The organism is Streptomyces sp. NPDC037203 (assembly GCF_055605065.1).
Window position 1 is genome coordinate 207,492 of sequence record NZ_JBVJUC010000012.1, and the last position, 12,047, is coordinate 219,538.

A 12,047-nucleotide genomic window follows, 5' to 3' on the forward strand; every position below is an offset into this window, starting at 1 on the left:
GGACTTCCTGTTGATCGACGGCGTGTTCAGCAAGGACTTCCACTCCGGAACGTCGTGCGCATCCGCCAGACGCCAGCTGCGCAACAGCTGGGATTCGGATGTCATGCACGCGATGCCCTGCTCAACGCCCGTCTCCTGGCGTTGGTTACTCCCCGCCCTGCTGCCGGTCGCGCAGCCGCTTGCGGAGAGAGCGGGCGACCTCCACCGCCTGGTGTGACGGGATTGCTGAGAACTGGCGGCGGTTGCCCAGGTCCTTAAAGCCATGCGGAAGCTGGGCTTGAGTCAGCAGGCCGTCACGCAGCCGATGCCGCACGGGCGCCGAGGTGGACGGCGGGCGTGCTGATGAGCCGGCAGAACAAGCCGAGCTGGCAAGGATCGCCGTGATGGCCGCGGCCACCGCGACATGATGGGCGCGCACCCGTCTGTTCCCCCTCAGGCCGTAACCGGCCCAGCCTCTCACGTGGCGGGTGTGGACTGGGGCATCGCGTGGGGCCGATATGAGTGGGCAGCGCTGGCCCTCTCGGGTCCGGCGCTTGCTTGCTCCGGCCGCAGGCCCACCCGCAGGCTTCCCAGGGAAAGGATCCGACCATGTCTTCGTCTCCTGACGCGGTGTGGCGGCGTTGCGCCCAGTTCGGTCGTGTCGTGCTGCCCCTGATCGACCAGGAGCCGGAGCGACAAGCCAGCCGACACGACAATCTGCGGACGTGGGGTATCGACCCGGGGGGCCGGTGAGCGACTGCTTGAGACCTTCGCGGCCCTGGCCGCGCACGCCGCCCTGAGCGACGCCGCCTCACCCGCGGCAGGAATCGACGCAGTGCCCCTCAGCGCCGTCGCCGCGGCGGTAACCGGCAAGCGCGACATCGAGTTGCTCGCCGGCCTCCCGGACCGCTTCACCGACGACCGGGACCAACAAGCCGTCAGCCTCTTCCGCCTCTACGCCTATCAAGCCGACTCCTCCAGCCGCATGCTCTTTCAGCTGAGCCGCGAACTGCGCCATACCCTCACCGTGCCCGCAGACCGATCACCCACGCCATCCCCGACGTGCCCAGACCTCATCAGGCAGGCCGACGACGCCGGCCTGCCTGACTGACCAGCACGAGCCTGGAGGCGGGGATGTCTGCCCCCGGTCGCTGACGGTGCGGGGCCGGAGCAGGGCCAGGCCGTGCCCGAGCCGAGGTCGGACGGCGGGTGGTTCTCGCGATTTCGCACTCGACGCGGCGGGATCCAGCGGAGCCGGAGAGCTGATCGGGCTGCTCAACAGCTGACGAACGGCAGCGCCACCCTTGCGGTCGGGGGCCCCGATCATTTTGAAACGATTAGTAAGAGGGGCGGAAACTCCGCAGGCGGGGCGCGAGCCGATGAGACCGCGGACGGGGCGGACGGTGCCGGCGGGGCTCTGCCAGTGTCGTCGGCGCTCACTTGACCCCATCCGATGTAACAATTACTGTTACGTCCAGGGAGGTGGTCATCGTGGCGGGCAACAGCCAGCTCACCGTGGCGGCGCACGCGCTGACGTGGATCGAACTGCACCGCAGGATCGGGGACGGAACAGCGACCTCCGAAGGGGTCGCGGGCAGCGTCAACACCAACCCCGTCGTGATCCGGCGGCTACTCGGGCGGATGCGCGATGCTGGATTGGTGCACTCGCGACGAGGAGCCGACGCGGGATGGGTACTTGCCAGACCGCTTGAGGACATCACCTTGCGGGACGTCTACGAGGCGATCGAGCCCTCACCGCTGTTTGCCATGCACCGCTCGGACCCCAACCTCGGCTGTCCGGTCGGTTCCGGTATCCAGCCCGCGATGCGTCCGGTGTACGCCCGTGTCGAGGAAGCCGTTCGCGCTGAGTTGGCCCAGATCACGTTGGCCGAGGTCCTGCGGGACGTCCTGGCGTCGCGGTAACCATCGAATCGCTTCGCGCAAACCCCAGAGGTCGGCTCAGCACGCTGCCGGCGCCCCTCCTGTGACGGGCGCTGCCGGGTGGCGCCGTCATTCTGGGTCGGCCCCGACCCTCTTTATAGAACTGGAGTTCTGGTCATGGGACAGCTTGACGGAAAGACCGCCGTGGTAACCGGTGGCAACAGTGGCATCGGACTGGCCAGCGCCAAGCGCTTCGCCGCCGAGGGTGCGCATGTATTCATCACCGGGCGACGACAGGAGGCACTGGACGCCGCACTCGCCGAGATCGGCCCGAACGCCACCGCCGTCCGCAGCGACATCTCCGATCCGGCCGACATCGACCGGCTCTACGCCGCCGTCGCCGACCAGGGGCGGCGGGTGGACGTCCTGTTCGCCAACGCGGGCGGCGGTGAGTTCTCTACCCTGGAGCAAGTCACCGAGCAGCACTTCGACACCACCTTCGACACCAATGTGCGAGGCACCCTCTTCACTGTCCAGAAGGCATTGCCGCTGCTGAACGACGGTGCCTCGGTGATCCTCACCGGCTCCACCGCCGCGACCTCCGGTGGAGAGGCGTTCGGCGTCTACGCCGCGTCCAAAGCCGCCATCCGTTCGTTCTCCCGCACCTGGGCCAACGAGCTCAGGCACCGAGAGATCCGTGTCAACACCCTCGTCCCCGGCCCCATCGAGACACCCGGGAACGCCGGCCTCGCCCCCGACGCGGACGAGGCGACCAAGCTGTGGGGCTTCTTCGCGAGCCAGGTGCCCCTGGGCCGCATGGGCCGCCCCGATGAGGCAGCCGCCGCGGCGCTCTTCCTTGCCAGCGACCAGAGCAGCTTCATCACCGGTACGGAACTCTTCGTCGACGGCGGCCTCAACCAAATCTGAAGCGGGCCTCGGGCCACGAGGCGCCAGCCGGACAGGAGGCGCTCTCGCCCCTGGTCAGCGAGTTGCACCCGACCGCGGTCGGTACGCACTCCGTACGGTTTGGCCCACCCGAGTCGGCGGTGGGACGACCGGTCACTTGATTCGAGGGTCGGAGAGTGTCTGCTGCGCCCAGTGGAGTTTGAGGTCGGCTAGGACTTGTCCGGCCGGTCATGGGACTGCTTCGTGCCGAGGTCGCTGATGTGGGCATAGGGGCCCGGTGAGTGTGACGCAAGCCACGGGAACAGGGTGCCCGCCGCGGACAACTGGCGGCGTGGACTATTCACTTCACGCTCGCATCAGAGCGGGCGATCCAGAGGCGTTCCGGGAGCTGTTCCGCGCCCATGCGCAGCTCGTCTTCCGGCATGCCGTGCGGGTCTCCGGGGACTGGGCGACGGCCGAGGACGTCGTCTCGCTCACGTTCCTTGAGGTCTGGCGACTGCGCGCGAAGCTGCGGGACGAGGGTGAGACACCACGGCCCTGGGTGATGGGGATCGCCGTCAACGTGCTGCGCAACACCGCGCGGGCCGCCCGGCGGCACTCGGCCGCGCTGACCCGGCTGCCGGTCGAGGACACCGTCCCGGACTTCGTCGAGGAACTGGTGGGCCGCATGGCGGACGTCGAGGAGCTCGCTGCGGCGAGCCGTGCCCTGGCGCGTCTGCGCCGGGGTGATCGCGAGGTGTTCACGCTGTGCGTGTGGTCCGGGCTGGGCTACGCCGAGGCGGCCCAGGCGCTGGGCGTGCCCGTGGGCACGGTGCGCTCGCGGCTGTCACGCACCCGCACCCGGCTGCGCAAACTCGCCGCCGAGGAACTGGCGACGGGCCGGGGAGAACCGTACGAGCGGATGGAACCCGTTGGCGGGAGCGGACAACAACAGGGCGGCCGCACCACCGCGGCCCGGTCGGGAGAGGGGACGGACCGATGAAGCGGACACCGAGGTTCGGGGAGCCGGACCCCGCGGAATTGGCCCGCCTCCTGCCGGCACCCGGCGACCCGGAGCTGCCACGCGACCGCCACCGCCAACTCGAGGACACCTTCATGGCCCATATCCAGCGGTCCCGAAGCACCACCACCGGCCCGGCCGCCGCGCCCCGACCACCTCGCAGCCGCCTGCGCCGACCGGTACTGATCGGCGTCCCCGCCGCCCTGGCCCTCACCGGGGTGGCCGTCGTCGCCCTCAACGGCACCGGCGGCTCCGGCGGTAAGGAGCCGGCCCCGGTCGCGGCCCCCGTCGTACAGATCCAGGCGGGTTCCAACGTCGCGCTGGCCTCCACGGTCGAACACATCGCCGACGCGGCCGGCCGTGGTGCCCTGCCGACGCCCCGCCCGGACCAGTTCGTCTACATCAGGAGCGAGGTGTCGTCCACGACCACCGACGTCAACGTGGACACCAACACCTCCCGCACCTGGGTGCAGCCGCTGCACACCCGCGAGGTCTGGCTCTCGCCCGACGGGCGCAAGGGCTGGCTGGACGAGCCCGGCTACCAGCCCAAGGGGGGCACCACCCTCGACAGCGACGTCACCCGTGACTCCTACGACGAGACCAAAGCGCTGCCCGCCGATCCCGAGGTCCTGCTGAAAAAGGTCTACGCCCGCACCAACGGCGAGAGCGACCGCGACCAGCAGGCGTTCACCACCATCGGCGACATCGTGGGCGAACAACTGGTCCCCGCGCGGACCGCTGCCGCGCTCTACCGTGCCGCCGCGAAGATCCCCGGCGTCGTGGTGGTGCCGCACTCCCAGGACGCCGCCGGGCGCGACGGGATCGCGCTGGCCCGCCTTGACCCCCAGACCGGCGAACGCCTTGAGTGGATCTTCGACCGGCACACCTACGCCTACCTCGGCAGCCGCGGCGTGCAGGTCACCGCGGCCGGGGACGCCGAGCCGGGCACGGTCACCGAACGCACGGCCATACTGGGGCGGGCGGTGGTGGACGAGGAGAAGCAGCGGCCCGCCTCGCCCGGCAAGGTCTCCTGACCTTCCTCCCCCTGGCCTCATCGGGCAGTTCTCGTTCGGGGGACTGTCCGGCGGCCAGGCCGGCCGCGAGCGCGATCAGTTCCTTGGTGCAGTCCAGGCGGACGCCAAGCAGGACCAGGACGCACGAGTGGACCTGGCCGAGCCGGACCTTCGGGTGCACACCATCGGCCCACACGTAGACGAAGTCGGTCTGCGACAGGTCCCGCTGCTGGAAGGCCGCGTGGTCGTCCTGCCACTGCTTCGTCAGACGGGGCACGGTCGCGGGCGAGAGGCCGGCCGTGCCGCCGAGGAACTGCTCCAGCGCGGGCACGAAGTCGCCGGAGGGCAGTCCATGCCGTTCGCCTCGATCGCCACACTCACCCTGGTGGTCGGCGTCATGGCCATCATTCTGGGCCTGACCGAAGTCGTCCGCGCCATCAGAACGCGCGTCGAGATCGGCCAGCTGGCTTCGGGCACGGTCACCCAGCGGCGCCCTCGGCTCCACGCGCGTCCGCACCCCCAGCACTGACCGGCTGGAAACGGCGAGCGGCGTTCGGGTCAGTCGGTGGGGCGGCCCTGAGATCGGCCGGCAAGTGAAGCCGCCCGGCGGACAACGGCCCATCCCGTCGGCCGCCGTCCAGTGGCCGCGGCGCCCGGACGATGACGGGGAACCCGAACCCGCAACCTTTGGGGACTGATCCGGCACCGTACGGGAGTGGGCAGGGTGACGGCCTCGCCGTCCAGCCCGACGGGGACGACCGGGGCGTCGGCGTGGATGAGGACGTCGTCGGGTGTTGCGAGACGGGTCAGACCATGTATGTGTCCGCTTTGCAGTCTGGCGGCCGTCTCGGCCGGCGTCTCCGCCCTGGCAGCCAGTACGCCCAGGAGACCGGAGTCGAGTCGAGCCCGTCTGCCGAGTCCAGCCGGGTCGTCGATCTGGTACGGGTTGTTGCTCACCAGCACGGCGTCCGGCCGGTCCACCGTGAGTTGTCCTGCGCTTACCACCAGCTCCGGACCCTCGTGGCGGGCCAGGAACTCCGGGAGGATCCTCATCATCGTGCCGATCTTGTCCTCCCGGTAGGCCGGGTCCTGCACCAGGGCGGCATACGCTCCGAACGACACGTTGTTGACGAATGCCCGATCGCCTGCGTAGCCAAGGTCCACGCGCAGTTCGACGCCGTCCGTGAGGGCCTCCAGCGCAGCTGAGGGATCTTCACGGTCCAAGCCGAGATCCATCGCGAAATGGTTGCGCGTACCCGCCGGAATCACCAGGAAAGGCAGCTCGCTGTCCGCGGCGACCTCGGCGACAAGCGCCTGCGTGCCGTCTCCGCCGGCCACCCCGAGCAGATCCGCACCGTCATCCACCGCGCGTCGGGCGACAACCGCCAAGTCCTGCGGCTGGGAAGGGTCGACCAGGAAAACCTGGGCCCCGAACGCACGAGCTCGTTCCGCGATCTGAAACCGGCCCGCCTTGCCTCCTCCCGAACGCGGATTCACGATCAAGTAGGGCCGCCGCGCGCCGGTCACCGGCCATGACTCTCTCTCGGTCATGGTGCGTACGGCCATGCCGTGTGCGTCGGCCCGGCGCACATCACCGGCGGCAGCAGGACTGGGGCGATCACACCAGCAGCTGGTGCCGTCGCCCTCCACCGGCCCCCCAGTCCGGCGATCGAACCTGCGGCCACCGTCGCCATGACGCTTCCTCCGACATTTTCCGGCCTATGGCACCAGCTTGCGGGTCGGCGTGAGTATCGGCACCTGAGACGTACGATCACCGAAGCGCCCCGAGCCTGCCCAAGGCGGGAGCATCGACGAGGGTGTAGGCGGTGAACGCGACCGCTCCGCCGATCATGCCCTGGGCTGCCGGCGACGCGTCATGGCTGCCTTTGAACACGACGGTCAGGATCAGACTGGCCAGGGCCACCGAGGGCGCCGCTGCGAAGACGCCGGCCAGCCGTTTGGGCTGGACGGCCTCGGCCACCAGGGCGAACGCCACGACGAACAGGCCACCGGCACAGGCTTTCAGGACGATCTCCGGCAAGGACTTCATCCGAACAACGTGAGCCCGGCCCGTCGTGCAGCAATGGGCCACGCCGTCCGGCCACCTGACACCGAGCGGCTGGATCGTCCCGGCGCGCACCGCTCCAGCGCCCAGGGCCCGGTGCACCAGCGTCGTCGAGTGGTTTGCCCTCACGCGCCTACCAGTAATGGCGTCGACCGCCGACGGCGTGTCCCACGGAGCCGAGAAGGAACAGGATGAGCCCGATGACGAGCAAGACCCTCGCCCCGCCGCAGCCGGTCACATTCACGCTGACGATCGCGGCCTGTCGGGACACCCGCTTCGGGTCCGCGCTCAGCACCGACGTCGACCTCTACCCGCCGGTCGGCCCGTACACCACGCCCACCGTCTCCCTTCAGGTGCGCGAGCACGGCACCTGGGTCGACCTGCCGACCGATGTGGGCTCCTACTCGTGGAAGCTGCCGGACATCGCCGCCGGGATGCAGACCGGCGACCTGCACAGCTACCGGCTGCGCGTCGTCGAGGCGGCAGGTTCGCACGTCCGCTCGACGTCGCTTCAGGCCAACTTCGCCGCACTGACCAGCGAGGACGGCTCTGCCGGTCACCCGGCCGGCCAGGCGTACGGCAGCATCATGCTGGGTGCCACCGCCGGACCCTCGGCGCTCCCGGCGGGAGTGAGCCCACCCCCGCCGGAGGCGAGCCCGCGCCCGGCCGCCGGATCTGACCGTCACCGCGGCCGAGGATCTGGCCTGGCCCATCGCTGTGGCGGTTCCTGACGTCGGTCATGGGGCGACTGCCCGGACTGCGGGACGTCGAGACGGTGACGGCCCTGCGCCCGGTCAAGGGCGCCGCCGCCTTCTTCCCCCGTCCGCCGGAGCACGCGCCGCGGCACGCACCGCTCCGAGACGGGCCACCGCGCCCTGACGCACGGTGACCCGGTGTTTCAGCGAGCCGACTCGGGCAGCCGGTGGCGGGTGATGAACCCACTGACGATGCGAGACGTCAACACCGGGTCCTCCAGCGGCATGGCGTGGGTGAGATCGTCGACGACCAGCGTCTCGGCGTGCGGGAGGTGGGCGGCGATGGCGGTGGCGCGTGCCCGGTGAGGCGTGCCGAGCCGGTCTCCCCCGCCTGCGACGATGAGCAGCGTTGGCGCGCGTACCGCGCTCATCTGCTGTGCGCCGAACTGCCAGTCGGCGAACGCGACCGATTCCCGGGTGAAGAAGTGGCGGCTGCTGCCAACGGCTTCGCAGAGCCCCCGTTCACCGAGCCGGTCCGCCAACAGGCGGCGCACGCCCGGCCCGCACACTCCGGTGAGAAAGGTATAGAACGCCGCTTCCCATGCACCGGTTCTGGCCTCGGCGATCGCGGCCGGCATTGCCGTACTGGCGGGCTCGTCGTCCGCCCGGGGCAGCGCGGGCTCCAGGAGGACCAGCGAGGCGGCCAGATCCGGGCGGGAATGGGCCAGGTGCAGCGCGATGTCGGCCCCCGCGGAATGCCCCACCCAGTGGGCGCGCCGCACTCCCAACTCCGCCAGAACTGCGGCACACTGGGCGGCCTGCTCGGGCACGCCGGCTCCGCTCGTGCGGTCCTCGCTGCCGCCGTAGCCCGCACGGTGGATGACTATGCGCCGAAACCCCGTCAGCTCGCGCGCCAGGGGCGTGAGCCATTCGGCGCACAGCGAACCGTGCAAGAAAACAACGGGTTCGCCCTCACCGACGTCGTCGTAGACGATGGTGGCGTCGGGCAGCTCGAGTCTCATCGCCCGGCCCCCGCACCCTGGGCCGGGTCACGCAGCCCGTCGATGAAGCCGACCACCTCGGCCAAGAACCTCTCCGGCTGCTCCAGCTCGATGAGCTCGCCCGCCTCCTCGAAGACGGTGAGCGTCGCGCCCTCGATGCCGCGCACGAGCTCCTCCGACAGCGGAAGCGGCGTGCAGAAGTTGTACTCGCCGCACAACACCAGCGTGGGCTGGACGATCTCGCCGAGTCGCGTGAACGTGTCGTGCGCCGCGATCATGTCGATCCGGGCCAAGCCGATCCTCCGGTCCTCGGGGCGGGTCGGGAGCGCGGCTGCGCGATCGATCCACTCCACGACGGCCTCCGAGTGCTCACGGGTGTAGCGCGGACCGAACAGGAACAGTGAGTAGCAGGACAGCAGATCACGCCTGTCCCACTCGGCGGCGAGCCTGCGCCGCACCTCGAACTCCCGCCTGGCGAAAGCATCGAAGCGGGCAAAGGTGGAACTCAGGGTCAGCGAGCGCACCAGCTCCGGGTGGTCCAGCGCCATGTACTGCGCGATGGCGCCGCCCGTCGAGGAACCGACGACATGGACCGCACCGACGGCGAGTTCCTCGACGAGCGAGGCCATGTCCGCCGCGAGCTGCCGAGTGGTGTATCCGTCGGAGGCTCTCGTCGTGCGCCCCGTACCCCGCTGATCCGGCAGGATCACGTGGTACCTCTCGGCGAAGCGCGCAGTCTGCCTCCCCCAGCTCGCCCCCACCCCGCCCAACCCGGAGATCAGTAGAACCGGCGGGGCCTCCGGGTCCCCGTGGGTCTCGTAGTAGAGGGAGATGTCGTTCACGTGCAGAGTGCTCATACGGTTGTTCCTTGTGTCCGGCCTGATGCTGCTCCTTCGACACGAGACAAGCACTCATCCTGGACTGGACCGCTCCCGAACATCCGATCCAAGGGAAAGGCGACATTTTTCGCCGTCGATTGCAAGAAAATCGACACACGCACTGCCACCTACGACTGCCAGGGCCGGCAGAGGACCCTCGGGGCCTCCGCGAATCCGCCTGCACGCCTGCACACCTGCACGAGGCGCCGCCGAGCACACTTGCGCCGCCTGTTCGAGCATCTGCTGATGGCGCCGAACTCAATCGTTGCCGCCCTAGTCGGGTCTCGAACGGATCACAGCCACCCGTTGATGACCGCGACCAGGACGGTCGCCTTGCAGCGGACCGCGAGCTTTGACATGGATGTGCCTCGATCCCCGCTATGCCGGTGCCTGTGCAGCGCTGCTCCGCACCACCCGGCAGGGCAGCCCAGGCCGCCAGGAGCCCATCGGGGACCGCCCGGAAGCTCCGGCCTGGGGCGCTTCACCGCGCGTGGACTGGGTGCGTAGGGTACGAGCGGCCCGGGAGCGTGCGCGCCGGGCCGCACCCGGCCGCGCGGACGACGCGACCGAGGAGCCGTGGACTGGGGGGAGCGGGGATGACGGACGCGACGGACGCGGGTCGGCGTACGGACGGAGAGATCGCACCGTTGGACCGGCGGGTGTTCGCCGTCGCCGTTGTGGTCTTGGCCGTGCTGATGGTGCTGTCGCCGCGCTACGGCTTCCACATCGACGAGCTGTACTTCATGGACTGCGCTCGGCACCTCCAGGCGAGCTATGTGGACCAGCCGGCGCTGGCGCCTTTGCTGGCCCGGGTCTCGCTGTCGCTGTTCGGGGTCTCGGAGGCGGGCCTGCGGTTGTGGCCCGCGCTGGCCGCGGCGGGCACGGTGGTCGTGGGCGGGATGACCGCACGGGAGTTCGGTGGCGCGCGGCGGCCCCAGTTGCTCGCGGCGGTCGCGACCGCCACCATGCCCGTGCTCCTGGGCGGCGCGCACGTCGCCAACACCACGTCGTACGAAGTGCTGGCGTGGGCGGCGATCGCGCTCGTAGTCGTACGCATCGGCCGCACCGGCGACACGCGGTGGTGGCTCGCTACGGGAGCGCTGGTCGGCATCGGTGCGGAGTTCAACCACCTCGCGGCGATTTTCGGGGTCGTCCTGCTGGCCGCCGTACTGCTCGGGCCGGCCCGTCGGACCGCGGTCGACCGTCGGCTGCTCGCGGGCGCCGCGATAGCCGTGCTGTTCGTGCTGTCCGACCTGTGGTGGCAGTCGCGGCACGGCTGGGCGATGTTCGAGATGACGCGGGCGCTGAACGGGAAGAACGGAGGCCCGGGGAACATCCTCACCTGGATCGTGGGGCAGTTCGGCATGGCCTGTCTGGCGATGACGGTGCTGTGGGTAGCGGGCCTGCGGTTCCTGTGGCAGTCCGGCCGGCCGCTGTGGCGATGCCTTGTGACCGCGTACGCCGTGCTGTTCGTGCTGTTCGCCGTGACGACCGGAGCGCAGGTGTACTACCTGGGCGGCCTGTACGTGTGCCTGCTGGCGGCCGGGGCCGTTGGACTCGACGGGTGGCTGCACTCCCGACCAAACCGGATGCGTGGCTTGATGGTCGGAACGGCCGTCTCGACTGCGCTGCTCGCCGTGATCGTGCTGCCGGTACTGCCGCCCTCCGACGTGGCGTGGACGTACGGCATCAACTCGAATTCGGGGGAATCCCTGGGCTGGCCGCAGCTGGTGGGCACCGTGCGGCAGGTATGGACCGGGCTCCCGCCCGCGCAGCGCGCGAACGCGGTGATCTTCGCGGCGGACTACGGAGAGGCCGGCGCCATCAACGAACTCGGCCGCGGTACCGGGTTGCCCACCGCCGTGAGCGCCCACAACACGGACTGGTGGTGGGGTCCCGGCAACCCTGACGCCACGACCGCAGTGGCCGTCGCCCCCGGTCCCGACCACGCCCCCGAGTACGCCGCCCATCTGCGCCAGTACTTCCGGCACGTCCGCGTGGCCGCCACCCTCTCCAACCCCTACGGCGTGCACAACGTCGAATGGGGCGGCCACGTCTACGTCTGCACAGGCCCCCGCCGCCCTTGGGGCGAGATGTGGCCCGAACTGCGCAACTACGCGTGACACCCCCTCCCCAACGATAAGAGCCGGACGGCAGCCCCGAGCATGACCCGGTGCTACAGGTCCGTTCGCCAGAGCCATACACGAACAGGGCCCAGCAGCGGAGCAGGCTCATGCGTTCTCCACGGCCAACCGGGCGGCCTCGCCGTCCGGGGCCGGGGCCCCGGAACAGCCGCCGCCGTGAGGTAGAGCCGGGTGTCCATGTCGAGGTTCCACGTCGCCGTAGGGCCGGACGGTGGGACCAGAACAGTGGGGTCAGGCCGCACCGGGCGGGTGCGAGGGATGCCTGTCCATCCGGGTTCCCCGAGGATGTCCTGGCGCCCGATCGCTTTGGCAGGCGGTCCACCAGCACCACGAGCGATGGCGTACCCAAGTCACCGGAACTCCAGGTAATGGAGTCCGGGGCTTGGGTAGTGGCCGTGCGGCTGCGGCGTGCCAGGAGGAAAGCGCCTCCCCGGCTGCGATCAGCGCGGTCACGCCGCCGATCATCCATGGTGTGGCATCGGCTC

The 12,047-nt window shown here is 70.0% G+C and carries 13 protein-coding genes and 1 pseudogene; 7 read left to right on the forward strand and 7 right to left on the reverse strand.

Going from position 1 to position 12,047, the window contains the following annotated elements; all coding sequences use genetic code 11:
* Positions 1 to 145: 145 nt before the first annotated feature.
* A complete protein-coding gene (locus ACZ7EC_RS28005; RefSeq protein WP_471066861.1) occupies positions 146 to 397 on the reverse strand; it encodes a hypothetical protein in 252 nt (83 codons plus the stop codon).
* Positions 398 to 814: 417 nt separating this feature from the next.
* Between ACZ7EC_RS28005 and ACZ7EC_RS28010 the strand changes: the two genes are divergently transcribed.
* The 5 genes from ACZ7EC_RS28010 to ACZ7EC_RS28030 all read left to right on the forward strand — a co-directional run bounded on the left by ACZ7EC_RS28010 (position 815) and on the right by ACZ7EC_RS28030 (position 4,800).
* The gene (locus tag ACZ7EC_RS28010) at positions 815 to 1,090 is read left to right on the forward strand and encodes a hypothetical protein (RefSeq protein ID WP_471066863.1); all 276 of its coding nucleotides are present in this window, start codon (positions 815 to 817) and stop codon (positions 1,088 to 1,090) included.
* Positions 1,091 to 1,470: 380 nt separating this feature from the next.
* Positions 1,471 to 1,902 carry an Rrf2 family transcriptional regulator gene (locus tag ACZ7EC_RS28015; RefSeq protein WP_471066865.1) on the forward strand — a complete coding sequence of 144 codons (432 nt, stop codon included), beginning with the start codon at positions 1,471 to 1,473 and terminating at the stop codon, positions 1,900 to 1,902.
* 135 nt (positions 1,903 to 2,037) lie between these two features.
* Positions 2,038 to 2,787 carry a glucose 1-dehydrogenase gene (locus ACZ7EC_RS28020; protein ID WP_011113195.1) on the forward strand — a complete coding sequence of 250 codons (750 nt, stop codon included), beginning with the start codon at positions 2,038 to 2,040 and terminating at the stop codon, positions 2,785 to 2,787.
* Between the two features lie 310 nt (positions 2,788 to 3,097).
* A complete protein-coding gene (locus ACZ7EC_RS28025; protein ID WP_471066867.1) occupies positions 3,098 to 3,748 on the forward strand; it encodes an RNA polymerase sigma factor in 651 nt (216 codons plus the stop codon).
* Complete coding sequence (locus ACZ7EC_RS28030; RefSeq protein ID WP_471066869.1) at positions 3,745 to 4,800, forward strand: CU044_5270 family protein; 1,056 nt, start codon at positions 3,745 to 3,747, stop codon at positions 4,798 to 4,800. The genes ACZ7EC_RS28025 and ACZ7EC_RS28030 overlap by 4 nt, the downstream gene beginning before the upstream one ends.
* 57 nt (positions 4,801 to 4,857) lie before the next feature.
* Here ACZ7EC_RS28030 and ACZ7EC_RS28035 read toward each other — a convergent pair.
* The 4 genes and pseudogenes from ACZ7EC_RS28035 to ACZ7EC_RS28050 form a co-directional block, all read right to left on the reverse strand.
* A pseudogene (locus ACZ7EC_RS28035) lies at positions 4,858 to 5,134 on the reverse strand (transposase); the annotation flags it as partial.
* A gap of 203 nt (positions 5,135 to 5,337) precedes the next feature.
* A complete protein-coding gene (locus tag ACZ7EC_RS28040) occupies positions 5,338 to 6,345 on the reverse strand; it encodes a diacylglycerol/lipid kinase family protein (RefSeq protein WP_471066871.1) in 1,008 nt (335 codons plus the stop codon).
* 205 nt (positions 6,346 to 6,550) lie between these two features.
* Positions 6,551 to 6,829, reverse strand: coding sequence for a DUF3147 family protein (locus ACZ7EC_RS28045; protein ID WP_471066873.1), 279 nt, complete (start codon positions 6,827 to 6,829; stop codon positions 6,551 to 6,553).
* Positions 6,830 to 6,977: 148 nt separating this feature from the next.
* Positions 6,978 to 7,097, reverse strand: a complete 120-nt coding sequence (locus ACZ7EC_RS28050; RefSeq protein WP_471066956.1) for a DUF6131 family protein — start codon at positions 7,095 to 7,097, stop codon at positions 6,978 to 6,980.
* Between ACZ7EC_RS28050 and ACZ7EC_RS28055 the strand changes: the two genes are divergently transcribed.
* On the forward strand, positions 7,045 to 7,575 hold the full coding sequence (locus tag ACZ7EC_RS28055) for a hypothetical protein (RefSeq protein ID WP_471066964.1): 531 nt from the start codon (positions 7,045 to 7,047) through the stop codon (positions 7,573 to 7,575). The two genes, ACZ7EC_RS28050 and ACZ7EC_RS28055, sit on opposite strands and share 53 nt — an antisense overlap.
* Positions 7,576 to 7,742: 167 nt before the next feature.
* On the opposite strand, the gene ACZ7EC_RS28060 is transcribed toward ACZ7EC_RS28055, so the two are convergent.
* A complete protein-coding gene (locus ACZ7EC_RS28060) occupies positions 7,743 to 8,561 on the reverse strand; it encodes an alpha/beta fold hydrolase (RefSeq protein WP_471066874.1) in 819 nt (272 codons plus the stop codon).
* A complete protein-coding gene (locus ACZ7EC_RS28065; protein ID WP_471066876.1) occupies positions 8,558 to 9,397 on the reverse strand; it encodes an alpha/beta fold hydrolase in 840 nt (279 codons plus the stop codon). The genes ACZ7EC_RS28060 and ACZ7EC_RS28065 overlap by 4 nt, the downstream gene beginning before the upstream one ends.
* A 617-nt stretch (positions 9,398 to 10,014) precedes the next feature.
* Between ACZ7EC_RS28065 and ACZ7EC_RS28070 the strand changes: the two genes are divergently transcribed.
* On the forward strand, positions 10,015 to 11,541 hold the full coding sequence (locus ACZ7EC_RS28070) for an ArnT family glycosyltransferase (RefSeq protein WP_471066878.1): 1,527 nt from the start codon (positions 10,015 to 10,017) through the stop codon (positions 11,539 to 11,541).
* Positions 11,542 to 12,047 lie beyond the last annotated feature (506 nt).

Bases quoted from the DNA above. Each gene is read 5' to 3' on its own strand.
- ACZ7EC_RS28030 (WP_471066869.1), top strand. From the start codon at position 3,745: ATGAAGCGGACACCGAGGTTCGGGGAGCCGGACCCCGCGGAATTGGCC.
- ACZ7EC_RS28055 (WP_471066964.1), top strand. From the start codon at position 7,045: ATGACGAGCAAGACCCTCGCCCCGCCGCAGCCGGTCACATTCACGCTG.
- ACZ7EC_RS28040 (WP_471066871.1), bottom strand. From the start codon at position 6,345: ATGGCCGTACGCACCATGACCGAGAGAGAGTCATGGCCGGTGACCGGC.
- ACZ7EC_RS28020 (WP_011113195.1), top strand. From the start codon at position 2,038: ATGGGACAGCTTGACGGAAAGACCGCCGTGGTAACCGGTGGCAACAGT.
- ACZ7EC_RS28045 (WP_471066873.1), bottom strand. From the start codon at position 6,829: ATGAAGTCCTTGCCGGAGATCGTCCTGAAAGCCTGTGCCGGTGGCCTG.
- ACZ7EC_RS28070 (WP_471066878.1), top strand. From the start codon at position 10,015: ATGACGGACGCGACGGACGCGGGTCGGCGTACGGACGGAGAGATCGCA.
- ACZ7EC_RS28060 (WP_471066874.1), bottom strand. From the start codon at position 8,561: ATGAGACTCGAGCTGCCCGACGCCACCATCGTCTACGACGACGTCGGT.
- ACZ7EC_RS28065 (WP_471066876.1), bottom strand. From the start codon at position 9,397: ATGAGCACTCTGCACGTGAACGACATCTCCCTCTACTACGAGACCCAC.